General features: G+C 53.7%; 18 protein-coding genes and 1 tRNA gene. 16 read left to right on the forward strand and 3 right to left on the reverse strand.

Annotated features, from left to right (window positions below):
• The first annotated feature begins 195 nt into the window (after positions 1-195).
• The 12 genes from B7994_RS06180 to B7994_RS06235 all read left to right on the forward strand — a co-directional run bounded on the left by B7994_RS06180 (position 196) and on the right by B7994_RS06235 (position 14,311).
• Positions 196-1,029: a TIGR02147 family protein gene (locus B7994_RS06180; protein WP_088637606.1), complete on the forward strand. Its 834-nt coding sequence runs from the start codon at positions 196-198 to the stop codon at positions 1,027-1,029.
• 9 nt (positions 1,030-1,038) lie between these two features.
• The gene (locus B7994_RS14160; RefSeq protein WP_088637607.1) at positions 1,039-2,997 is read left to right on the forward strand and encodes an FISUMP domain-containing protein; all 1,959 of its coding nucleotides are present in this window, start codon (positions 1,039-1,041) and stop codon (positions 2,995-2,997) included.
• A gap of 214 nt (positions 2,998-3,211) precedes the next feature.
• Positions 3,212-3,967: a geranylgeranylglyceryl/heptaprenylglyceryl phosphate synthase gene (locus tag B7994_RS06190; protein ID WP_088637608.1), complete on the forward strand. Its 756-nt coding sequence runs from the start codon at positions 3,212-3,214 to the stop codon at positions 3,965-3,967.
• Positions 3,968-4,045: 78 nt separating this feature from the next.
• Positions 4,046-4,495, forward strand: a complete 450-nt coding sequence (locus tag B7994_RS13905) for a hypothetical protein (protein WP_144063774.1) — start codon at positions 4,046-4,048, stop codon at positions 4,493-4,495.
• A gap of 17 nt (positions 4,496-4,512) precedes the next feature.
• Complete coding sequence (locus B7994_RS06200; RefSeq protein ID WP_088637610.1) at positions 4,513-6,738, forward strand: FISUMP domain-containing protein; 2,226 nt, start codon at positions 4,513-4,515, stop codon at positions 6,736-6,738.
• A 10-nt stretch (positions 6,739-6,748) separates the two neighbouring features.
• The gene (locus tag B7994_RS06205; protein ID WP_088637611.1) at positions 6,749-7,270 is read left to right on the forward strand and encodes a phospholipase D-like domain-containing protein; all 522 of its coding nucleotides are present in this window, start codon (positions 6,749-6,751) and stop codon (positions 7,268-7,270) included.
• A gap of 112 nt (positions 7,271-7,382) precedes the next feature.
• Entirely contained in the window at positions 7,383-7,673 is a 291-nt protein-coding gene (locus tag B7994_RS06210; RefSeq protein ID WP_088637612.1) for a hypothetical protein, read from the forward strand.
• Positions 7,674-7,692: 19 nt separating this feature from the next.
• Positions 7,693-8,604: an ABC transporter ATP-binding protein gene (locus B7994_RS06215; protein ID WP_088637796.1), complete on the forward strand. Its 912-nt coding sequence runs from the start codon at positions 7,693-7,695 to the stop codon at positions 8,602-8,604.
• Positions 8,591-9,394 carry an ABC transporter permease gene (locus tag B7994_RS06220; RefSeq protein WP_088637797.1) on the forward strand — a complete coding sequence of 268 codons (804 nt, stop codon included), beginning with the start codon at positions 8,591-8,593 and terminating at the stop codon, positions 9,392-9,394. The genes B7994_RS06215 and B7994_RS06220 overlap by 14 nt, the downstream gene beginning before the upstream one ends.
• Positions 9,391-10,986 (forward strand): type IV pilus twitching motility protein PilT, encoded by a 1,596-nt coding sequence (locus tag B7994_RS06225; protein ID WP_144063775.1) that lies wholly within the window; start codon positions 9,391-9,393, stop codon positions 10,984-10,986. The genes B7994_RS06220 and B7994_RS06225 overlap by 4 nt, the downstream gene beginning before the upstream one ends.
• Positions 10,987-10,998: 12 nt before the next feature.
• Positions 10,999-12,006 (forward strand): ATPase, T2SS/T4P/T4SS family, encoded by a 1,008-nt coding sequence (locus tag B7994_RS06230; protein ID WP_088637614.1) that lies wholly within the window; start codon positions 10,999-11,001, stop codon positions 12,004-12,006.
• Complete coding sequence (locus B7994_RS06235; RefSeq protein WP_158213093.1) at positions 11,978-14,311, forward strand: patatin-like phospholipase family protein; 2,334 nt, start codon at positions 11,978-11,980, stop codon at positions 14,309-14,311. Before B7994_RS06230 ends, B7994_RS06235 begins: the two co-directional genes overlap by 29 nt.
• Positions 14,312-14,313: 2 nt before the next feature.
• Here B7994_RS06235 and mltG read toward each other — a convergent pair whose 3' ends face one another.
• Positions 14,314-15,324 (reverse strand): endolytic transglycosylase MltG, encoded by a 1,011-nt coding sequence (mltG, locus tag B7994_RS06240; protein WP_233143084.1) that lies wholly within the window; start codon positions 15,322-15,324, stop codon positions 14,314-14,316.
• Between the two features lie 97 nt (positions 15,325-15,421).
• On the opposite strand from mltG, the gene B7994_RS06245 reads away from it, so the two are divergent.
• The 4 genes from B7994_RS06245 to B7994_RS06260 all read left to right on the forward strand — a co-directional run bounded on the left by B7994_RS06245 (position 15,422) and on the right by B7994_RS06260 (position 19,628).
• Positions 15,422-15,859, forward strand: a complete 438-nt coding sequence (locus tag B7994_RS06245) for a hypothetical protein (RefSeq protein WP_088637617.1) — start codon at positions 15,422-15,424, stop codon at positions 15,857-15,859.
• 85 nt (positions 15,860-15,944) lie between these two features.
• Complete coding sequence (locus B7994_RS06250) at positions 15,945-18,476, forward strand: T9SS type A sorting domain-containing protein (protein ID WP_158213094.1); 2,532 nt, start codon at positions 15,945-15,947, stop codon at positions 18,474-18,476.
• Positions 18,477-18,606: 130 nt separating this feature from the next.
• Positions 18,607-19,311 (forward strand): AzlC family ABC transporter permease, encoded by a 705-nt coding sequence (locus tag B7994_RS06255; protein ID WP_088637798.1) that lies wholly within the window; start codon positions 18,607-18,609, stop codon positions 19,309-19,311.
• Positions 19,308-19,628, forward strand: a complete 321-nt coding sequence (locus tag B7994_RS06260; RefSeq protein WP_088637619.1) for an AzlD domain-containing protein — start codon at positions 19,308-19,310, stop codon at positions 19,626-19,628. The genes B7994_RS06255 and B7994_RS06260 overlap by 4 nt, the downstream gene beginning before the upstream one ends.
• A 67-nt stretch (positions 19,629-19,695) precedes the next feature.
• On the opposite strand, the gene B7994_RS06265 is transcribed toward B7994_RS06260, so the two are convergent.
• A tRNA-Arg gene (locus B7994_RS06265) sits at positions 19,696-19,767 on the reverse strand.
• Positions 19,768-19,890: 123 nt separating this feature from the next.
• Positions 19,891-21,204, reverse strand: coding sequence for a 30S ribosomal protein S12 methylthiotransferase RimO (gene rimO, locus B7994_RS06270; protein WP_088637620.1), 1,314 nt, complete (start codon positions 21,202-21,204; stop codon positions 19,891-19,893).
• Positions 21,205-21,247 lie beyond the last annotated feature (43 nt).

The following is a 21,247-nucleotide window of genomic DNA, read 5'->3' on the forward strand; positions in this document are numbered from 1 at the left end:
TCGTGTAAATATGGCAAATTTTAAAATAGGTTTGTAAAATTGTGAAATTTAAACAAAAATTTTGATTTTTTATTGTAAAACTATTGACTTTTGGAAAAATAGTGTTTATATTTAATCTCGGAACGGCCCGCATGGCCATAAACCTGAGATAAATCAGGAGGGGAGCAATCGGTGCGGTCGTTGTTTGGAGGAAAAATGAAGGATATACTTGAATACACGGGCTACCGCCAGTATATCGCGGACTATTATGCCGAGAGAAAGGCAAAATCTGCGTTCACTTGGCCGGAATTTGCGAATGCGGCGGGGTTCACTTCGCCGGTCTACCTGAAGTACGTAAGCGAGGGGCGTTACAACCTGAGTGGCGAGGCGGCTGTTCGCGTTGCGCAGGCGATGAAACTTGCGGGCTTTGAACAGGAATATTTCTGCGAGATGGTCAAGTTCGACCATGCGAAGAAGGATGCCGAGAAGAAGGCTGCGTTCAGCAGGATGCTCGCGATTGCCGATGCACACAAGGTGAAAATCCTGGAAGGGGATTCCTTCCGGTTCTTTAGTGACTGGAAGAATCCGGTGATTCGTGAGCTTGCTCCTGCCATGCCGGGGGCAAAGCCGCTGGCGCTCGCGCATGCTTGCCGCCCGAAGGTGAGTGCTGCCGAGGTGAGTGAAACGCTCAAGTTCCTCGTGAGTGCGGAACTGCTCAAGAAAGACGAAGCCGGTAATTACAAGCAGACTGAAAAGTCCGTGACGACGGGCCCGATGGGTGTGACCCCGGTGGCCGTGCGCGGGCTTCATCGCCAGATGGGCGAAATTGCTCTCGAGGCCATTGAGAACGTGCCGCAGGATGAACGCAACTTTTCGGGCCTTACGCTTGGTATTACGCGCAACGCCTACGAAGAAATTGTCAAGGAAATCGCAGAATTCCGCAAGAGGGTTGTCGCGATTGCCACGCGTGAAGACGAAACGGATGAAGTCTACCGTATGAACATCCAGTTCTTCCCGATGACGAACAAGAACGGAAACAAGAAGGGTTAGGAGGAGATCATGAATTACTTTGAAATGAGTAGCAAATTTATTTGCAGTGTGGTGATGCCGCTCGCCTTGATGTTTGCGGCGTGCTCTACCGACGACAAGCCGATAGCGGGAGGCTCTGCCGAAGAGACAGGTGTGTATGCGGATATCAAGGATATTACCTTAAGGGCTGCTGCGTACCGCGTTTTGGCGAATTCGGATCCCCTACAGGATAGCGCGTTTACCATAGAAGGGTTCCGGCCTGGTTCTATTGCGTGGCTTTACGAACTGGATTCGACCAGCTTTGCTGAAACGGGAGTTTCGTATTCTGATACACTCCGGCAAGATGGCGACAATTTCAGCTTCAAGAATGTTGCTCTTGAGAGCCCGTATGTTTTGGTACGAGTCCTTGGCCGGAATGATGATGATTCTTGGGACAATCTCGTGGCTATTGCCGATGTCAGGAAAACAAAAAAAGTGACCCTGAATCTGTTGACGACTTTCAAGACGGCGCTTTGGCGTTATCTGGCAAAGGAAGGCGTTGCTCACGATAGTCTTGATCTTCTTTCGGAAAGTGCGGCTTTGGAGGCGCTTGGCATTACCGATGGGTTCAATGGATTTGAAAGCGGCGAAATCCTAGAAAATAAAAAATATATCATGACAGAAGCTGCTGTCTCGACGATGTTTTACAGGCTGGGGGAGACAGAATGGAATTCCGTTGATTCGGTTAAGAGTGTCCTTGAACGGAACGGAAGCCTGGATGAATTGGATTCAGCAACAAGGAAACGCTTTATGTCGCGGCTTTCCAAGGAACTTTCTTGGAAATGGTGGATTTCCCGCATGAACCATGATGTGCTGGATTCTTCGGAATTAGAGGAAGAAGTTTTATCAGTCTATAAAGAAGAGTTTGCTTATTCGAAGGTTTTGGCAGGCGTGTATATGAGGGTTGCGGGTGAAGGCTTCTGCACGAAAAGTCGCGAAGGGGATGCGGTAAAGCTTGCCGATACAAGTATGTACCTGGTCTGCCGATCGGAAGGCTGGAGAATCGAGATGGGTGAGGCCGGAAAAGTACATCCGGAAAACGGAACGATGACGGATTCTCGCGATGGTAGGACGTACCGGACGGTGACTTACAATATCGACGGAAAGATGCAGACATGGATGGCAGAAAACCTCAAATACGAGTATGGAAAATCCCGTTGCCTTGATGACAAAGATCGCCGCTGCGAAGTATACGGCAGGCTCTATACGTGGCGAGATGCACTTGCTCTCGATTCGTCAATCGTTTGGACCAAGGAAGAATGCGAGGAATACTACCGTCCGGGCTTTGAGGAATATGAAGCATGTGTGGCGAAATATCAGGATTGGCCTAATGTTGATTCTGCAACGCTTGATTATCGCTGTGGCAGCCCCTGGGACTTGTCTGCGACATGTGAAGAAGCAACAGTGGATGAGCGCAAAGCCAAGTATAAATACCAAATGGCGATGGAAATGATTGATTCGGTGAATCACCAGGGGGTTTGCCCCGATGGTTGGCATGTTGCGACGGCGGACGATTGGAACGGTCTGTACAAGTATGTAGGGGATGCATTCAATGTAGGGAAAAAGGAAGTCGTGATGTACCTTTTGCAGTCCGAATATACGGATGGACCTGTTGGTTTTGGTCTGCGGTTGTTGCCGACTTGGGAGGGGCACCATACCAGTCTTCAAATAGAATGGGAACAGGCTGGAAATCGCTTCCTTAATGTATACGCTCCAATTTATGCGGTCCCCTTCTATAAGGAAGATTGGGCGGATGGGGATTTGGAAACTCCTGAAGATTACGACTCTAAGTATGAACCCCCGTATGGGTATGATAATCGATGGTTTGTGGATGTTACGGGGTATGGTATTCTTGATGGTTGGGCGAGATATGAAACCATGTATATTCGATCGGGTTTCGATTACGAATGGCTTTTTATGAACATGCCTGTCCGCTGCGTGAAGAACTGATATGCTGTAGATCTGTTAGGGGGAAAGGAGAGGACCCACAAACGGGGGGGAGCAGGAAGGCGGGCTGAGGCCCGCCTTCTTTTTGCGTTTTTGTGAAGCAGAAGGGGGTGGATATCGGGCGAAAAGCGTTGACTCGCCTGGTGGTCAGGTGGTTGCTGCGCCGAAATATTGTATCTTTATAGTACATGTTCCGTTTAGGAACGAAGGATTTATTATGAAACCAGGTAAGACCGAACTCCGCTTGAATGCTGAAATCGAAAAGCGCGGTGCCCTTTTTGCGGTGCTGCTCGACCCCGATACTTCGGACGAGGCCGCATTCGTTAAGGCGGGTTCGATGGCCGCCGAGAACGGCGCCGACCTCTTGCTCGTTGGCGGTTCGTACCTTGGGAACTTCACGCTCCCCAAGCAGGTGGCTGCCCTCAAGGCGGCGGTAGACCTGCCCGTGGTCCTTTTCCCGGGTGGTGCCTCGCAGGTGGTTCCCGGTTTCGATGCGATGCTCTTCATGACTCTCGTAAGTGGCCGCAATCCGAACTACCTGATTGACGAGCAGGTGCGCGGTGGCGCGCTCGTTCGTGCGCTCAATATGGAAGCCATCCCGACGGCCTACCAGCTCATCAACAGCGGCAAGCGAACGACGGTGGAATACATCAGCGGTACCATGCCCGTACCCGCGAACAAGCCCAAGCTCAGCATGGTGAACTCCATCGCGGCAGAACTCATGGGCATGCGCTATGTGTACCTGGAAGCGGGCAGTGGCGCCGAAGAGCCCGTACCCGTGGAACACATCGCCTACACCCGCAAGGCGACCGAGATGACCATCATTACCGGCGGTGGAATCAAGGACCCGCAGACGGCCGCCATCCGCGTGGCTGCAGGCGCGAACATCATCGTGACCGGCACGCTGTGGGAAAAGGTGGAAGACCCGGCTCTCTTGAAGGAGTTTGCTTCGGCAATTCATATCAAGGGATAGATCCGTCGCCTAGGAACAAGGCGATAGGGTTAGTTCTTTTTATTGTTATCTGAATTTTTTTATAGAAGGAGAAGTCAGATGAAATCATTATTTTTCTTTATTATAGCACTATTCGTTTTTTGTGGATGTTCTTCGGACGATCCGTCCGAGGCTCCCGTACAGGAACCTGTTACGGTCAGTTGGTCGCTTTCGGGTACCTTCGGTAACGCTACGGTCGATTCCGTAAGTGCCGACACGGAACTGCCGCGGATGGTAAAGCGTACGGATTCCTCGACGCTCCATATCAACGGCTTCGACACCGCCTATTTTGAAAAGAGAATTTCACTGCGCCACCTGCAGGTGAATGCCGGCGCCGAAGTCGATGTCGACGACGAGGGCAATTTTACTTTTGACAACCAGACCGTATTCGGACTTTGCGAGAACACGAACTCCATCAAGATTATCCCGAGCGCCAAGGGAAACGCAAACCTGAACCCGGGCTCGATTATCCTGTATTCCTATAACGACGGCTATTATCAGTACCAGTAACGGAATTGGCTTGACCTATGAAGAAGATTCTTTTTTTGATTTCTTTATGTGCATGGATTGTCGGGTGTAGCGACTCCCCTTCGGACGGCCCGAAGGAACCCGAGCAGCCTATAGAATACTCCGATTCGCTTTCCGTGAGGATTCTCCATTATAACGGGACGGACGCTATTTACGAACTCGCCGCGTATCAGGATTCCTATCTCTTCAACGGAGAACTTGGCGATGGCGACCATTATACCATTGAACGAAACTTCTATATCGACACCGTCGTTTTTGATGTTTCGCCAAGATTCCACCAATGTAAGGATTCAAGTTCCTTGACATACAAGATTGACGGTAAAAAGGTCGAGACGGTCGAATCGAAATGGGGACGGCAGGCGCTTCCCCTGCCCGACGAAAAAAAGCACACCGTCGAAATCTCGGCAGTGTCGACCTGTAACCAGACGACGGTCATGTTCGATATCGTCCCTTCCGAAAAGCCCGGAAAAATATTCAAGCATACTGACCGTTTTTACCTGAGCTTTTCCCCGAGAATAGACTCTTATCCTTACAAGAACGGTTCCCTGTTCCTCACCATAACGCCCAGCGTGGCACCGCAATACTTCGAAGGCGACACGACGCTTTCCCGGTGCAAGCTGATGAGCGGTGAAGACAGCCTCATCATTCCCATGTCATTCGATAAGTACAAGAAACGTCTAGGAACTCTCGCTCACATAAACGCGGACAGTGTCACGCTCACTTCGTTTACGGATGCACATAAGGACTTTTCGCTTGCCTGCGCCCTGTATTTCCAGTCATGGAAAGTCCCGGCCAAGGTCGATTCGGTACAATACTTCCAGGCATTCCCCGTTTCTTTCAAGAAGACCATCGAAGCGCCCTACATTGGCGAACGCAACGGAAGAATTGATATTTTACGCGAAGACGACATGTTGTCTTATCTTGTAATAATGCGCGTCCACAAGAGGGGAACCGACGAGGTTGTGCACAAGATATATTACGATTATATCCAGGACACCCTTCATGTTGGTCCAAGCTGGTTCCTTCCGCAAGATTCCGTCGGCTGTCCGGTTGACATAGATTCCATCCACGCTTATACATTGCCCTATGTGCTGGCCTCTCCGGAATCGTTCCAAGTGTGGGATTATCTCTTTTGGAAATACGCCCTAAGCTGTCTGGACGGTAAATGGTGCCCCGAAACAGAAGATGTTAAAACGGATCTCGACACGACTCTCGCGAAACTGTTTTCCAAGCACGATGGAATGGATCCGCATACATGGATGTCCGCTTTCGCGTGGGAAAGAGACCCTCCGGGCCCCTGTGAATTGCCGAAGTACAGTTCCAGCTCCAAGACAGTAGAAAGCAGTTCGAGTTCAGCCTTAGAAGAATGCAACGACGACAATCTCGGAAAAATGGATTCCATGTATGTTGACGAGTACAAAGCGATGCTTTACTACGTATGCTATTTCCATACATGGAATGAAGCCTCTGATATCGAGATCCGTTTAAAGAAGTCTTGTACAGCTAAAAACCAGGATGAGGTCGTTATAGACGAAAAAGGATTAAAATACATATGCGGGGTGGACTGGCGTCTGGCATCGATTTACGATGAAGAAACTATCGATTATACAAATCCAGATATTGACTACAAGACCTTTACGGATGATCGGAACGGGAAGACGTACAAGATTGTAGATATCGGAACGCAAACCTGGTTCGCCCAAAATCTGTCTTACGATACGGATTCTATTACAGGTGCATCGTGCAAGGGGCTTGAACCCATAAATTGTGAAAAGGGTGGAACGCTGTATCTATGGACGACCGCAGTTGCCTTGCCGCAGAAATACCAGAATGAAAAGGCTAGGGGATTATTGAATGATCCCGTACAGGGCATCTGCCCCGAGGGATGGAGAATTCCCAGTAAAAAAGATTGGGAAACTCTAAACACCTATGTTGAGCAGAACAAGAAGGCTAGCACGGTCGCGGAGGCTTTAAAGGCCAAGGGCGCATGGAATTTTGGCTATAACGAGCAAATTACAGATGAGTTCGGTTTTTCAGTCGTTCCTGCCGGAACCTCGGCTGGAAGTGGTGATTATTACACCCGCTTCTGGTCTACAACCGAATCGGAAGTTTATCAAAATGGCGTTTTTCAATGGGAACTGACGGAAAATGCAGGTCCCTACATCGCTGAAGATATTAACAAGAAGACTCCTGTTTCCGTTCGTTGCCTAAAGAACAAGGAATAGATTTCCCTCTATGTCCACATTCACGAAGTACATCCAGAACGAGGAACACTACTCCGAGGTGATTTCGCGCATCGCGAAGGTCCGCAATACGCTGTGGATCGGTACCGCCGATATCAAGGATGTCTATGTGAAGCAGGATGGCGACGCGATTCCCCTGCTGGGGCAAATTGCCGGCCTCTTGAAACGCGGGGTGGGCGTGCGCTTAATTCATGCGAAGGAACCTGGCCCGAACTTCCGTGAAGATTTTGACCGGTTCAAGATTCTCGCAACCGACCTGGAACGCGTGATGTGCCCGCGGGTGCATTTCAAGATGATGATTTTCGACCTGGAGACGGCCTACATCGGGTCTGCGAACCTCACGGGTGCGGGCATCGGCATGAAGAGTTCCCTGCGCCGCAATTTCGAGGCGGGTATCCTCACGAACGATCCTGCACTTGTCGAGCCTGCCATCGAGCAGTTCGATACGCTCTGGATGGGCTCGCACTGCAAAAAATGCGGCCGTCAGGAATTCTGCGGCGACCGCATCAAGTAGATACCCACCTTTTTTGCATTTTTCCTGCAAGGCGGGCGTTCTTTTTCGCCCGTAATTGTGTATTTTTCATAAAAAAGACGCTGCACCGCGAGGTGCGGTTTTTGAGGTATATATGCAAAAACTGATTATTACGACTTTCGTGCTCCGCGTGCTGGGCCTCGCCCTGATTGTCCTTGGCCTTTCGGGCTTCGGGCACAACCTGATTTACAATACATTCCCCGGACTCGAAGGCTATTCCCTCAATCCGGTCTGTTACGCGGGCATCGTGATTTATGTTGCTGGCGCACTCATCTATTTCTTTGTGAACAAGAAACGTCGCGCCGATCGCCGCCGCGAAGAGATTGAAGAGGCTGAGGAACGTGCCTTCCAGAGTTCTGCCAAGGAAGATGGCAAGGACGCATAGGTGAATTATGAGTGATCTGATGATAAAGATTGAACATCTGCACAAGACTTACCGCAGCGGTTTCTTGATGAAGCCGAAGCTTGCGCTCAAGGATGTGAGTTTCAGTGTGGAACCGGGCCAGGTGTATGGTTTTATCGGCCCCAATGGTGCGGGCAAGTCTACGACCATCAAGGTGCTGACGGGCCTGTTGAACTATGAATCGGGCACGGTGTTGGTGAACGGCATCAGCCCGCGCGACGTGAAGAGCCGCCGCTTCATAGGCTATTCTCCGGAGCAGCCGTATTTTTACGATTACCTCACTGGCCGCGAACTGCTGCGTTTTTACGGCAAGCTCGTCGGGCTCGACGGTGCGGAACTGGACAAACGTATCGGCTGGGCGCTCGACCTGCTGCATGCGAACAAGGACTGGATCGATCGCCGCCTGCGTTCGTACTCCAAGGGCATGATGCAGCGTGTGGGGATTGCGCAGGCGATTCTCTCCAAGCCGAAACTGCTGATTCTCGACGAACCGATGAGCGGACTCGACCCGATGGGACGCCGCGACGTGCGCGAAGCCATCATGGAACTCAACCGCGATGGCGTGACCATTTTCTATTCAAGCCACCTGCTCAGCGACGTGGAAAGCATTAGCCACAAGGTCGCGATGATCGTGGATGGCAAGATTGTTCGCGAAGGGACGGTCGACGAGATAACGGAATCCTGCGGCGTAGAGTACCACGTGCGTACGCGCAAGGCGATTCTCGAGAGCGACCTGCCTCAGGGAATTTCGCTTGCAGGGCATCCGATGGAATTCGTATGCGAAGACGATGCCGCCCGCGACAGGTTGCTCGGCTACTGCCTCTCTAATGGAATCGCTGTCGAGAAGATGGACCACAAGCGTCCGAGCCTTGAAGACATTTTGACGGAGGAAATTGCCCGTGCAGACGCTTAAGCATATTGCAATTATTGCGCACAATACGTTCCGCGAATCGATCCGTGACAAGATCCTCTACAACATCGTGTTCCTCGCGATTGCGCTTACGCTTTTCAGTATCGTGCTTGGTGAATGGTCGGTATTCGACCGCGCCTACGTGATCAAGTCGACAACACTTTCGGTGATGAGCCTTTCGGGCCTCCTGATTTCCATCTTCGTGGGTATCAGCCTAGTGCAGAAGGAAATCCAGCGCCGTACCGTGCTCACACTGCTCTCGAAGCCGATTAGCCGTGTGACGTTTATCGTGGGTAAGTATTTCGGCCTTCTGGCCGTGGTGGCGGTCCACCTTACCATCCTCACGTGCATTTTCTATGCGATGCTGTTCATCATCAACGCCGACCCGACGGCGAACTTGCTCACCGCCATTTACCTCATCTTCTGCGAGATGGCCGTAATTATCGCGGTGGCGCTCCTGTTCAGCAGTTTCAGTAGCACGGTGCTCTCGGCTCTGTTTACGCTCGGAGTCTACTTTGCGGGCCACCTGAGTAACCAGCTTTTGGAACAGGTGCGGTTCGCAAGCCGTATGGGCGAGATGGGCGGTACTTCAACCGCGCTGTTCGAGAAGGCTGCGGTTGTGATCCATGCGATTTTCCCGGGACTCTACCGTTACAACGTGACAAGCTATGTGGTGCACGGTGTCGCGCTCCCGGATATGTACTTGTTCTGGAACACCGTCTATGCAGTCGGTTATGTGGGAGTTTTCCTCGCGATTGCTAGCTGGTGGTTTAGCCGGAGGGATTTCCTATGAGAAACCAGTATATGGCGAAGGTCCTGGTCCACAACAAGGTGGTGTCGCAGGACCAGATTGATGCGCATTGGGCCGAGGCGAATGACCAGGTTGATATTGGCCTGGTGCTCGTGAGGGCCGGCCTGCTACAGCAGGCGATGTACGAGAAGGTACTTGCCTTCGTTAAAAACCTCGAGGCTAAAAATGCAGCAGCTGCTCCTGCAAGGCCCGCTGCCCAGCCGGCTGCGCCCGCTGCGGCTCCTGTAGCTCCGGCAAAGCCCGCCGTGCAGGCGAAACCCGCCGCGCCGGCTCCCGAACCGGAATCGGAGCCCGCGCTCCAGATCGAGGGCAACAACATCTATGGCGAATCCTCCTCCTCGAACATGGTTGTCGAGAAGGTTTCGGGCCTCGAGACGACAAGCATCTCGAGCATCGGCATCTCTACGGAAAGCGATGCGGAAGAGGCCGATGTTGAAAACGGCGAACTGCCTTCGCGCTTTGCGATTGTATCGGGCGAAGGCTCCGAAGTCATGGCGCCCGAGACGCTGTTGCCGACAATGAACCTGAAGAAGGTCATCGCGTTCGCCCGCAAGTTCGGGGCTACGGACATCTATCTTTTTGCCGACCGCCAGATAATGATGCGCCAGTCCGGTGCGATATTCCCGGCGACCGAGCAGGCGCTCGACAAGACGCGTGTCGCGGAACTTCTGGCAGAAGCCGCCGAGGGTTTTGCCGATGGGTACAAGGTTGTTGCGGGCAAGAATTTCAGCAAGACCTTCGGCCTTCCCGGCGTGGGCCGCGCGCGCATTTCTGTCACGTGGGACGATGTCAACCCGAGTGTCTCGATACGCGTTATCCAGAACGAGTCCGTCTCGTTTGACAATTTGTTCCTACCGCAGTTCTGCCAGTCGTTTGCGAACCTGCCGAGTGGCCTTGTGCTTGTTGCGGGCCCCTCGACGAGCGGCCGCTCTACGACCGTCACGACATTTGCCGAGATGATTGCGGCAAGCCGTCCGTGCTATATCCATACTATCGAGCGCCCTATCGAGCGCTTGCTCAAGAACCCGAACGGTGCGATTGCGCAGAAGGAAGTCGGCCTTCACGTGAAGAGCGGAATTGCGGGCATCGAACTTGCCATCCGTGACGGTGCCGACGTAATCTGCTTTGACCACCTGGAATCCATGGAAGAACTGAACCTGCTCTTGCAGGCGGCAAATGCCGGCGCGCTCGTGTTTGCGGTAACCGGCGGCAACAATATCCATGCGCTCATTTCCAAACTGCTGATGTCCGTGCCCGAGACTAACCGCAGTGCTTTTGCCTGCACGCTTGCCGACCAGCTGAAGGGCGTCATCGTGCAGCACCTGATTCCCGTGGTGCAGAACCAGGGCCTGGTGCTTGCTGTCGAGGCCATGCGCGTGACGTCGACTGTTGCGAACATGATCCGTCGTTGCGATATCTCGCAGCTGGTGGCCGCGATTAGCAGCCAGAAGGACCAGGGCGTGACACTTGACGATTCCCTGCAGAAGTGCGTGGAATCCGGTTATATCGATGGCGCGGAAGCCTGGAAGCGCGCGTACGACAGCCGTCGCTTTGCGGCATACAGGCCGGCATAAGGAGGTGTTTCGATGGCTACAGAAATAGAATCCCTTTTGGAATATGTGATGAACGTCGGTGGCAGCGAACTGATTGTCACCGAGGGAGCCCCGTCCGCTGTTCGCCTTGCCGGCAAGGTGTGTGCCGTGCCGGATGCTCCCGCTGTTGAATTTGGTGCGCTGCGTGAGTTCCTCGGCTCGATGGAGGGCGACGACGGTTCCATGCTTTGCGGCCCTTGGGCTGGCGTCAAGTGGCGCGTCCGCTATTTTCGCGAGGCGCTTGGCAATGCTGCCGTGTTCCGCCCGCTGATTGCGGAATGTCCGTCATTTGATTCCCTTGGCGCTCCCGCTTCTGTCATGGGTCTTCAGGGGCTGAGTTCCGGCCTTGTCGTCTTTGCTGGCCCCGCGTGCTCCGGCAAGACGACGACGGCGTCGGCATATGTCAAGGCCCTGTGCGAATCACGGGTTATGCGCGTGAGCCTTCTTGATGCAAATGCGGAAATCCCGATTACGGTCGGGAACAGCCTCGTGCTCAAGGATTCTGTTGGGTCGGTGGAAGCCCGCATGTCGCAGGCGCTTCGCAGTGGCTGCGACCTTATCTGGCTGGGCGATTTCAAGGGTGATGCTCTCCTCCCGATGTTGCGTGCCGCCGAGGCGGGCGCCCTGGTGGTTTGCTGCGTTACCGCGGGCAATTCTGCGGGCGTACTGGATTCTCTCCTTTCGTCTGTCCCTGCTCAGGACCGCGATCTTTGCCGCACCATGCTTGCCGCCTACCTCAAGTCGGTCGTGGTGCAGCGCCTGTTGCCTGGTGCTGCCGAAGGCAGTGGTGCCGTTCCCGCATGGGAAGTTTTGTTCAACACGCAGAATGCGTCTACGCTTATCCGTAGTGGAGAGTTCTTCAAGCTCGCGTCCATCATTGCGGCGTCGGCCTCGGAAGGCATGATGCTCATGGATGATTGCCTTGTGGAACTTGTGAAGTCCGGCTATGTGGCCCGTGAAGAAGCGGAGAGGTATGTTTCTAGTACGGTTCGCTTTGACTAGCCCTTCGCGCTTGTTCTTTTTGGCTGCCGTCCTGGCGGCCTTTTCGGTGTTGCATGCGGAGCCTGCGCAGGAAAATGCCTTGGACATGTTGCAGAGTCTTTCTGCCGTGCCGGATTCTGCTGTCGTCCAGGATTCTGTGCAAGCCCCTTCCGATAGTGTCGTGCAGTCCCCTTCCGCACTTGATTCTGCTGTAGCTTCGGTTTCGTTGCCGTCTACGAAAAAGTCGGTGCTGTATCTTGGCGGCGGCGAGAATTCCCTGTGGTTCCATCTGGGTGTCCTCTATGCCATCGAGACGTATTCCGTACCCGTCGATTCTGTCGTCGGAACATCGTGGGGAGCCTACATCGGTTCGCTGTGGGCGAGGGGCGTTTCTCCCGACGATATCCAGCGTATCCTTCTCAATTCCGATATGGATGCGGTACTGGCCGCTGACGGGGATAAACCCGTGGATGATTCCCGCTTTGCGGTTCCGGTTTCGGAGACAGGTGTCCCGAGCCTTCGCCAGCGCTTTTCTATCCACGTGGATTCCTCGGGCTCGCTGCACCGTCGTCTAAAGAAGCTTTCTCCGGATACGGCATCCATAGAATCGTCCCTTGCGTTCTTGCGTCTGCAGGAATCGCTCTTGCGCCACAAGGAAAAATTCCGCATTCCCTTCTCGGTTCTAGGCTGCGATGGCGTGGTAGGCAGTTCCTACGAAAACGTCATGTCGAACATTCCCGTTTCGAACGCTCCTTCGGGGGAGCGTGCCTCGGGTGAACTCTGCCCGAACCTTGCGCTTCCTGCCGAAGATTCTCCGGACGAACTTGCCATCATCGTAGTCTCTGATCCGCTGCGCGGCGAATACCGCGGGCCTGCATGGAAACGCGTCATTCGGGAAGGGGTCCTCAAACATCTCGGGTCTCAACCCGGCCTTATTGTGCGCCCGCATACGGTTGCGGACTCTTCGCGTAACGGTTGGATACAGGCCGGCTTCTCGGCGCTGGAATCGAAGGTCTCGCAGATGACGTCCCTTGGCAAGCGCGATGTTGACTACGTGTCGGGCCGCGTGCCTTCTGTTCCTTGGTTCAAGTTCAAGCCGACATATGACAGCCTCCCTTCGGAATCCCACAATCCGGTAAAGTCCTACTGGAACGCCTCCGATACGGGGCTGGTTGCTCCCGCCAATTTTGCTTACGGCCTGTCGCAGTTCCCTTCGTGCGATTCGGTCTCGTTCAACATGCTCCACGATGGCGACGTGCTCGTGGACGCAAATATCGAACCGACATTCGATATCGCCGCGGGTGGCTTCGGCTCGAATGTGCTGGGCCCGAACGCCTATGCCGAACTCTCGTTCTACTATATCGACCAAATGGAGATCGCGCTGACGCTTGCGGGCTTTTACGGCGGGAACTCTTTCGGCTTCACTCCGCGCCTTTCGATTGACCGACTCTGGAGCAAGAATTGGGGACTTGCCGTTGCCTTCGACTGGATGCACCTGCGTCCGCTGAAATCGTATATGGATGAGATCCCTGCCTACCTGCGAATTTACGAGGAACAGAAGAGCGATATCTCTATCTCGCTCTACTACAAGCTGGACGCTCACCTGAATGTCTCTGCGGAATTCCTCTTTGCCGACAGGACATACGAGGTGGAGGGCCGCATCTACCAGAAAGACGCGTACGACGTGTATCCCGCATCGCAGAAGGTGCGAGCCGAATTCCTCTCGGGTGATGGCGATCCGTGGTTCTCCCGTGATGGCGTCTCTGCGCACATGGAACTCGGGCTTACCTCCATCGGGTTCGATTTCGGCTTCGATGAAATCATCCCGACGTTCATAACGATGTATGCCGACGTGCAGTATTCGCTTTCGCCGAAACCGTTTGTCGCGTTGACCGCCTCTGCCGCGTTCGCGATGGACAGGTACCACAAGGACGGATTCGGCTATGTGTACCCGGAATCCTTCGAGATATCTGCACTCGACAATGCGATTCGCCCGAGAGTCCGGGCGACCCCGTGGCGCACGGAATGGATCGATGCGGATTTGTCGTCACACCAGTACGGCCTGCTGCGCCTTTCGGGTGGGCTGCACTACCATGGGACCGGCCTGTGGCTCTTCTCGGCCTACATGCACGATTTCGAGGAAAACCCGGCTTCGCAACTGGGTAAGCACAAGTTCGTGTTCGAACCTGCGCTCCGGCTGTCCTATAAGTCCATCAATGTCTATGCTGGGCTATCGCGCATAGTGGACGACGATACTTTCGGTGACCTCAAGAAGTTCAGTGATTACGACTTCTTTATCCGCGTCGGCAACTACGACCTGTTTTAGCTTTACTCGCCCCGATTCTTAGCGGCGACATCCTTGTACTTGTTGTGGTCGGCAAGCGTGTTGCTGAAGAAGTGCGTCATGCTTCCGTCATCCTTTGCAACAAAGTAAAGCGCTTTCGTCGTGGCGGGGTGGAGCGTCGCCTCGATTGCCTTTCGCCCCGGGTTCGATATCGGGCCGGGCATGAGTCCCTTGAACTTGCGCGTGTTGTAGGGGCTGTTGCTGTTGAGCTGGCTCTTGTAGATGGGGCCGGTCAGGTTCTTGAAGATAAAGCGTACTGTCGGGTCTGCTCCGAGCGGCATGCCGATCTCGAGCCTGTTATGGAACACGCCGGCAATCAGCGGGCGTTCTTCTGGGATGCCGGTCTCTTCCTCGACGACACTTGCGAGCGTGAGCACCTTGTGCCAGCTGCCGAGGGTCTTCCACTTGGAGGGCCTCGGGTCGGCCTCCAGCTGGTCACGGAGTTTCAGGTTGGCCTCGACCATCTGCCTGAGTATGGCCTTCTCGTCGGCATCGATGGCGAACGGATAGGTGTCGGGGAGCAGGTACCCTTCAAGCGAGTTGGCGTCGACGCCCAAACTGCGGGCGAACTTCGGGTCCTGGACGAGGTCGTTCCAGCGCTTTTCGTCGATGTTGGGGAAGGCCTTTTTCAGGTAGGCGGGCATTTCCCACGAGGCCCGGCCTTCGGGTATGGTCACCTTGCGGGTGGCGGTTTTGCCGCTGCCGAGGATTGCGGCGATTTCGTCGAGGGTCTGGTGCGGCGGGATCTCGTACCAGCCCTTCTGGATGGAGGGCTGTTTGAGCTTGTTCCATACCTTGTAGGCGAGTTCGTCGGTCCAGATACCCTTCTCTTTCAGGAGGCTGCCGAGCTTTGAAGAAGGGAGCCCGCTGGGTATCTCGACAAGGACAATTTTGTCGTTTTCGGATGTCGCATTGATGCGATTTTTAGCCTGGAAATAGCAAAAAGCGGCCGAAAAGGCCAAAAAAAGGAAAAAAAGCGCGAAAATCTTCTTCATGATGTAAAAATTTAAAAGAAATTGTGACGGATTGCAAAAATAAAAGGTATATTCGTATAGCATTGTTGAATATTTTACCTTGCTTTTGAGGAACTATATGAAAAAGCTTTTCGCTATTACGCTTGCTTTGATGGTCGCAGCCGCCTTTGCCGCTCCGAACAAGGTCAAATCCAAGCTGGGTGACATTGAACTTACCAAGGAAAAGGGTGGTGGAAACGTGGTCTGCACCGCCGGGTTCAATGACGAACTTACGATCGTTAAGGACGGTGATACCGATGTGCTGGTCAAGGGTAGCTGCGGCCAGGGCTGGGTGCCGAAATCCAAGGTCGAATACGTTGCCGCTCTCGCTGGTGACAAGTCCATGAAACTCGATGGCGTGGACGTGGTTGGCTGGCTCGATAACCCGAGCGCCGTGTTCGTGTTGGAAGACAACGATATGGACTTCGACGGTGTGAACATCGACCGTGACTTCAAGGAATACCTGCAGCACACGATGGACCGCGAAACCATGGAAATGCACAACAACGAAAACTAGTTCGTGCTTCACAAAGAATTATGGGATGACGCTCTGTAAGGGGCGTTATCTTTTTTTTTAATACTCAACTTGGGAGATGTTCTATATGGCGCATAAACTCGTATACTCGGCCTTGGCCATAGGGCTTGCAGCCTCAGTCGGCATTGCAAAAGAAGTCCTGCTCGGCGATTTCAATACGGTGTACACGTCGAGAATAGGGTTAGGCTATTACCTCCATGACTGGGATAAGGTGACGGGTACGGTTGGTAACGAAAACAGTAGCATCTACCTGCTCGAAGTGACGGATAGCATCGTCAAAGTAGACACTACGATTGTAGGTGACAGCATTGTCACGGTGGAAAGCACGGTTCCTGTTACCAGATATGTCTCTATAGACTCCGCCAATGCTGAAGAAGGCGCAAATTACGGTATCGGCTTCTTTGGCCGCACGAACAATATCGGTATTACAGTACTCTACCCCGTAGGGGTCGTCGGTGCGTGTACGGAGTATACCTACGAATATAAGGGTGCCGCCCACCAGTTCGTGTTGATCTCCGACGGAGATGGCAACGACGACATGCACTATACCGATAAGGATAAGTTGATTCCGGCAAGCGATACACTTACCGTGGCCCACGTGAAACCGGGCGATTTGAAGGACCGTTATGGCTGGGGCTCCAACCACCTGGACGCAAGTACGGTTGTACGTGTCCGCTGGAATCTCGAGACCAAATTTCCGGGAGAATACCTCTACATCGACAACCTGAAGTGCATTAGGCCGGATGGATATGTCATTGCGTTCTATAGTGACGAACTGCTCGTGAAGACTCAGATTCTCCCCGAAGGGGAAATGCCTACGTATACCGGAAGAACCCCGGCAAGGGAACAAAGCGAGAACTTCGCCTACTACTTCAAGGGCTGGGATCGGACCTTTGCTGCAGCGACTGCAGATACATCATACCATGCCGTGTTCGACAGTTCCCTCATCTACAAGATGGAGGAAGGCGAAACCGTCGTTATTGAAGATTTTGAAAATTGCAAGGATGGTGAGGAATGTGTCAACGAGTGGAACGGCAAGTTCTGGCTTGACGGCGATGCGGGTAATGGCGGCAAGTTCAATGTTGCGTATGGCGCCTTTGCGGACGATTCGTCTAATGCAGCGAAGTTGACGTACCTGCTGAATCAGGATTCGGCTGAAACTCCGTTTGCACGTGCCGTGATGAATGTGAACGACGTGAGTGCCCGTGACCTTTCGACTTGCGAAGTCATCAAGTACGATTACAAGGGCGCTGCGCACAATTTCAGGGTTCGCTCCAGCTATGATGTTGGCGGCAACTATCACATGAAGAGCGTGGCGGAAAGTGAAGTGTGGAAGACCGAACTGGTTCCTGTCGCAACGCAGTTGAAGCAGCAGAGCGGCTGGGGGAAGGCGGTGAACCTCATGGATGCGATGAAGCGTGTTGAGGCGTTTGACTGGGATATCCAGGACGAAAGCGGAAAGGAAGGCTCGCTCGAAATAGACAACGTCCGTTGCGTGAATCTCCCGGTCTACAACATCACCTTTGTCGACGGTGAAAACGTAATTGAAGAACTGCTTGTTTCTGAAGGCGACATGCCGAAGTGCCATCTCTGCGATAGCTATGCGAAAAAGATAGAGCCTACTGTATCGCATCGCTATACCTTTACGGGTATGTTTACTCCGGAGGTTGTCGCTGCGACAGAAGATGTGTCTTACCAGGTGGTGTGGGATAGCACGCTCCGCGCGTACACGGTGACCTTCCTTGACGGCTTTGATACCCTGGCTACGGCGGAATGGGAATATGGCTCGATGCCCAGTTACGAAGGTACACCGGCCAAGGCTGTCACGGCCCAGTATACCTACACCTTCAAGGCCTGGGACAATGAATTCGTCGAGGTGACGGGACCTGCAGCGTACACGGCTCTGTTCGATAGCACGTTGAACAAGTACATTGTGAAGTTTGTTGTTGCTGGCAAGGCTGACTCTGCAGAGTACGCCTACGGCACGAAGGCCGATAGCCTAAAGGTTCCCGAAACCACGAAGGCCGCTACCGACAAGTACACCTACACGTTCAAGGCCTGGGACAAGAAGTTGGCCGACGTGACGGGAGAGGCGACTTACACGGCCTTGTTCGACAGCACGGTAAACAAGTATCTTGTAAAGTTTGTGTCCGAAGGCAAGATGTTGGATTCTGCCTACTATGAGTATGGCACCAAGGCCAGCGACATCAAGGTCCCGAAAGCGAGCAAGAAGGATACCAAGGACTCTACGTTTACTTTCGAAGGCTGGAGCGCCAAGATTGCCGACGTGACGAAGGATGTGACCTATACGGCCAAGTTCAAGGCGAAGAAGAAAGAGTCGAAGTCCGAGGCGATTGCCGCTACGGCGCAGAATGGTTTCAAGTTCGGGTTTGCAGCCAACGAACTCACGGTTGTGCAGCCGGGCTTCTCGATGGTTCGTGTGCAGGTGTTTGACATGGTTGGCCACCTGGTGGAAACCTTCGACGAACAGTTCGATGGCTCCAGGATCTTCAGTCTCGCTCACCTGACGCAGGGCGCCTACATGGTGCGGGTCGTAAGTCGTAGCCAGATGCGCACGGCGAGGATTACCGTGAAATAAAAGAGTGGTGTCTCCGGAAATTTCCCCGTCGCGGTATGGCCCGGCGGGGATTTTTCAGGCCCCTTCTATAAAAATGCGTAAATTTGCATATTTGCATAATTTGGTGATAGATTTTTTCTATATTTTGCGCATGACTTTTTCAGATGGTGTAAAAGGCGGACTGCCGATAGGGCTCGGGTACTTCGCGGTCTCGTTCTCGTTCGGCATTGCGGGCTCGAAACTTTTGAGCTGGCCGCTGGTCACGTTCATCTCGATGACGAACCTCACTTCGGCAGGGCAGTTCGCGGGCCTCCAGATTATGGCGGATGCCGCAGGTACCTTTATCGAGATGGCCATCGCGACTTTCTTTATCAACCTGCGTTATAGCCTGATGGCGATTTCCTTGTCGCAGAAGGTGGCGCCCAGTTTCGGTACGGGCAAGCGCCTGCTTCTCGCTACGGGCATCACCGACGAAATCTATGCGCTTGCGGTAAGCCAGACGGAGCCTGTCACGGCGCGCTATTTTGCGGGCCTCATGGTGCTCCCTTACATCGGGTGGTCCTCGGGTACGCTCTGCGGCGCCATCTGCGGCGAAATCCTCCCGTCCATCGTGACGAACGCCCTCGGGGTGGCGCTGTACGGCATGTTTGTCGCCATCGTCGTTCCGCAGATGAAGGCGCACCGCCCCACGCTTATCGCCGTATTGATTGCTATCGCCTGCAGTTTCGCGTTCAAGTACGTACCCGCGCTCAGCGGTGTCACCGTCGGGTTTGCGATTATCATCTGTGCGCTTGTCGCATCGCTCATCGGTGCGGCATTCTTCCCGGTGAAGGATGATGAGGAGGAATCGGCATGATTACGGTTCATGATTATTGCCTCTTCCTTCTCGTGATGGCGGGTGTCACCTACCTGCTGCGCGCGGTGCCGTTTGTCCTTTTGAAGGGCAAGATCAAGAGCCGCTTCTGGCGTTCGTTCCTCGCGTATGTGCCCTATACGGTTCTTGCCGCGATGACGGTGCCGGCCATCTTCTATTCCACGAATAGCATGCTTTCGGGTGCGTGCGCACTCATCGCTGCGGTTATCGCGTCGCTCCTCGGGCGTGGCCTCGTGGGTGTTGCCGTAGTTGCCTGCATTACGGTGCTGGGCGTCGATGGCATCATGCTGTTGCTGTAAACCATAAACGGCTCGCGATAAACGATAAACAGCGCACAAGAAAAGCGCTCCGTGCGGAGCGCTCTAATACCCATGTCCGGAATCGAACCGGAATAACCTCCTTCGGAGGGAGGGACACTATCCATTGTGATACACGGGCCCGGCCAATGCAATCCCGCAGTGCGCGGAATCCATCCGGTTTTGTGCCTGCAAATATAGTAAAACCGCATCGTCATGGCGAACTTGATTCGCCATCTCACTGCATTGGAGTATCGTCCAGTGACTAGTCGACTATCTTGACTATCAGTTCGTGCGGTTCGGCGTCCACCACCAGCGCATCGTAGAATTCACCCACGTCGGCGTCGCCTTCCAGCACCTTCACGATGTCGTCGTTCTCCATCGAGTTGCCTTCGGTGCGCCCGTAGAAGTGGTATTCGCTTTCTTCGGCGATCTGGTCGATGATAACGCGGACCTTTTTCCCGATCATCGCTTCGGCGCGTTCCGCGTCGAGTTCTTCCTGCAGGCCTGTCACCGCGTCAAGCCTTGCGCGTGCTTCGCTCTCGTCAACGGCTGGCAGGTTCATCTCCATCACGGGCGTGCCCTCTTCGGGGCTGAACACGAATCCGCCCAGGTGGTCGAACTGGATGTCTTCTAAAAGTTCCATCAGTTCTTCGAAATCTTCGTGCGTCTCGCCGGGGAACCCGACAAGCACGGTCGTGCGCAGTGTAACTCCTGGAATGCGTTCGCGAATCTTGTGCAGGATGTCGACAAGTTCTTTTTTGCGGTAGTTGCGCTTCATGTTCTTGAGCACGTTGTCGCTTGCGTGCTGGATAGGCATGTCCACGTACTTCACGAGGCGCGGTTCACTTGCCATCAGGTCTAAAAGTTCGTCGTCCACGAACATCGGGTACCAGTAGAGCGTGCGTATCCACGGGATGTTCGTGTTGTCGAGAATCGCCTTCAGAAGTTGTGCAAGCGTGCCGCCCTTCTTGCCCTTCTCGCGCCCGAAGTAGGTCGTGTCCTGCGCGATGAGGGTAATTTCCTTCACGCCCTGCGCCTCGAGGCCCTTGGCCTCCTCGACGATTTCGTCGATGCTGCGCGACACCTGCTTGCCACGGATGAGTGGAATCGCGCAGTAGGCGCAGCGCCGGTTGCATCCTTCCGCAATCTTCAGGTAGGCGTGATGCTTGAACCCGCCGAGGTTCATGCGCGGGAGGTTCTCCGCATCGCAGGTCTGCGGTGCGACGATTCCCATCTTCTTCAGAAGTTCGCCCGGCTTGTACGTGCCTACCCAGTAGTCCACCTCGGGCAGTTCCTTGATAAGCTCGTCACCATAGCGGCCCGAGAGGCAACCGGAGACGATCAGTTTCTGCTTGGGCTTCTTGCCGTTAATTTGTGCGAGAATCGCGTTGATGGATTCTTCCTTCGCGGCCTCGATGAACCCGCAGGTGTTCACCAGGATGTAGTCCGCCTTGGCAGCGCTGTCGCAAGTCGCAAAGCCTGCGTGCAGCATTTCGCCGACGAGGTTCTCCGCGTCGACCTGGTTCTTGGCGCATCCTAAGTGGACAACAAAAACTTTGGGCTTTTTTGTGGGCATAATCCAAATTTAGAAAAACATCTATTTCGAAAAAAGGCTATTT

Source organism: Fibrobacter sp. UWR2, from assembly GCF_002210285.1.
GTDB lineage: Bacteria > Fibrobacterota > Fibrobacteria > Fibrobacterales > Fibrobacteraceae > Fibrobacter.

Excerpts from the sequence above, each read along its gene's own strand:
- B7994_RS06180 (WP_088637606.1), top strand. The coding sequence starts at position 196 with ATGAAGGATATACTTGAATACACGGGCTACCGCCAGTATATCGCGGAC.
- B7994_RS14160 (WP_088637607.1), top strand. The coding sequence starts at position 1,039 with ATGAATTACTTTGAAATGAGTAGCAAATTTATTTGCAGTGTGGTGATG.
- B7994_RS06190 (WP_088637608.1), top strand. The coding sequence starts at position 3,212 with ATGAAACCAGGTAAGACCGAACTCCGCTTGAATGCTGAAATCGAAAAG.
- B7994_RS13905 (WP_144063774.1), top strand. The coding sequence starts at position 4,046 with ATGAAATCATTATTTTTCTTTATTATAGCACTATTCGTTTTTTGTGGA.
- B7994_RS06200 (WP_088637610.1), top strand. The coding sequence starts at position 4,513 with ATGAAGAAGATTCTTTTTTTGATTTCTTTATGTGCATGGATTGTCGGG.
- B7994_RS06205 (WP_088637611.1), top strand. The coding sequence starts at position 6,749 with ATGTCCACATTCACGAAGTACATCCAGAACGAGGAACACTACTCCGAG.
- B7994_RS06210 (WP_088637612.1), top strand. The coding sequence starts at position 7,383 with ATGCAAAAACTGATTATTACGACTTTCGTGCTCCGCGTGCTGGGCCTC.
- B7994_RS06215 (WP_088637796.1), top strand. The coding sequence starts at position 7,693 with ATGATAAAGATTGAACATCTGCACAAGACTTACCGCAGCGGTTTCTTG.
- B7994_RS06225 (WP_144063775.1), top strand. The coding sequence starts at position 9,391 with ATGAGAAACCAGTATATGGCGAAGGTCCTGGTCCACAACAAGGTGGTG.
- B7994_RS06230 (WP_088637614.1), top strand. The coding sequence starts at position 10,999 with ATGGCTACAGAAATAGAATCCCTTTTGGAATATGTGATGAACGTCGGT.
- B7994_RS06235 (WP_158213093.1), top strand. The coding sequence starts at position 11,978 with ATGTTTCTAGTACGGTTCGCTTTGACTAGCCCTTCGCGCTTGTTCTTT.
- mltG (WP_233143084.1), bottom strand. The coding sequence starts at position 15,324 with ATGAAGAAGATTTTCGCGCTTTTTTTCCTTTTTTTGGCCTTTTCGGCC.
- B7994_RS06245 (WP_088637617.1), top strand. The coding sequence starts at position 15,422 with ATGAAAAAGCTTTTCGCTATTACGCTTGCTTTGATGGTCGCAGCCGCC.
- B7994_RS06250 (WP_158213094.1), top strand. The coding sequence starts at position 15,945 with ATGGCGCATAAACTCGTATACTCGGCCTTGGCCATAGGGCTTGCAGCC.
- B7994_RS06255 (WP_088637798.1), top strand. The coding sequence starts at position 18,607 with ATGACTTTTTCAGATGGTGTAAAAGGCGGACTGCCGATAGGGCTCGGG.
- B7994_RS06260 (WP_088637619.1), top strand. The coding sequence starts at position 19,308 with ATGATTACGGTTCATGATTATTGCCTCTTCCTTCTCGTGATGGCGGGT.
- rimO (WP_088637620.1), bottom strand. The coding sequence starts at position 21,204 with ATGCCCACAAAAAAGCCCAAAGTTTTTGTTGTCCACTTAGGATGCGCC.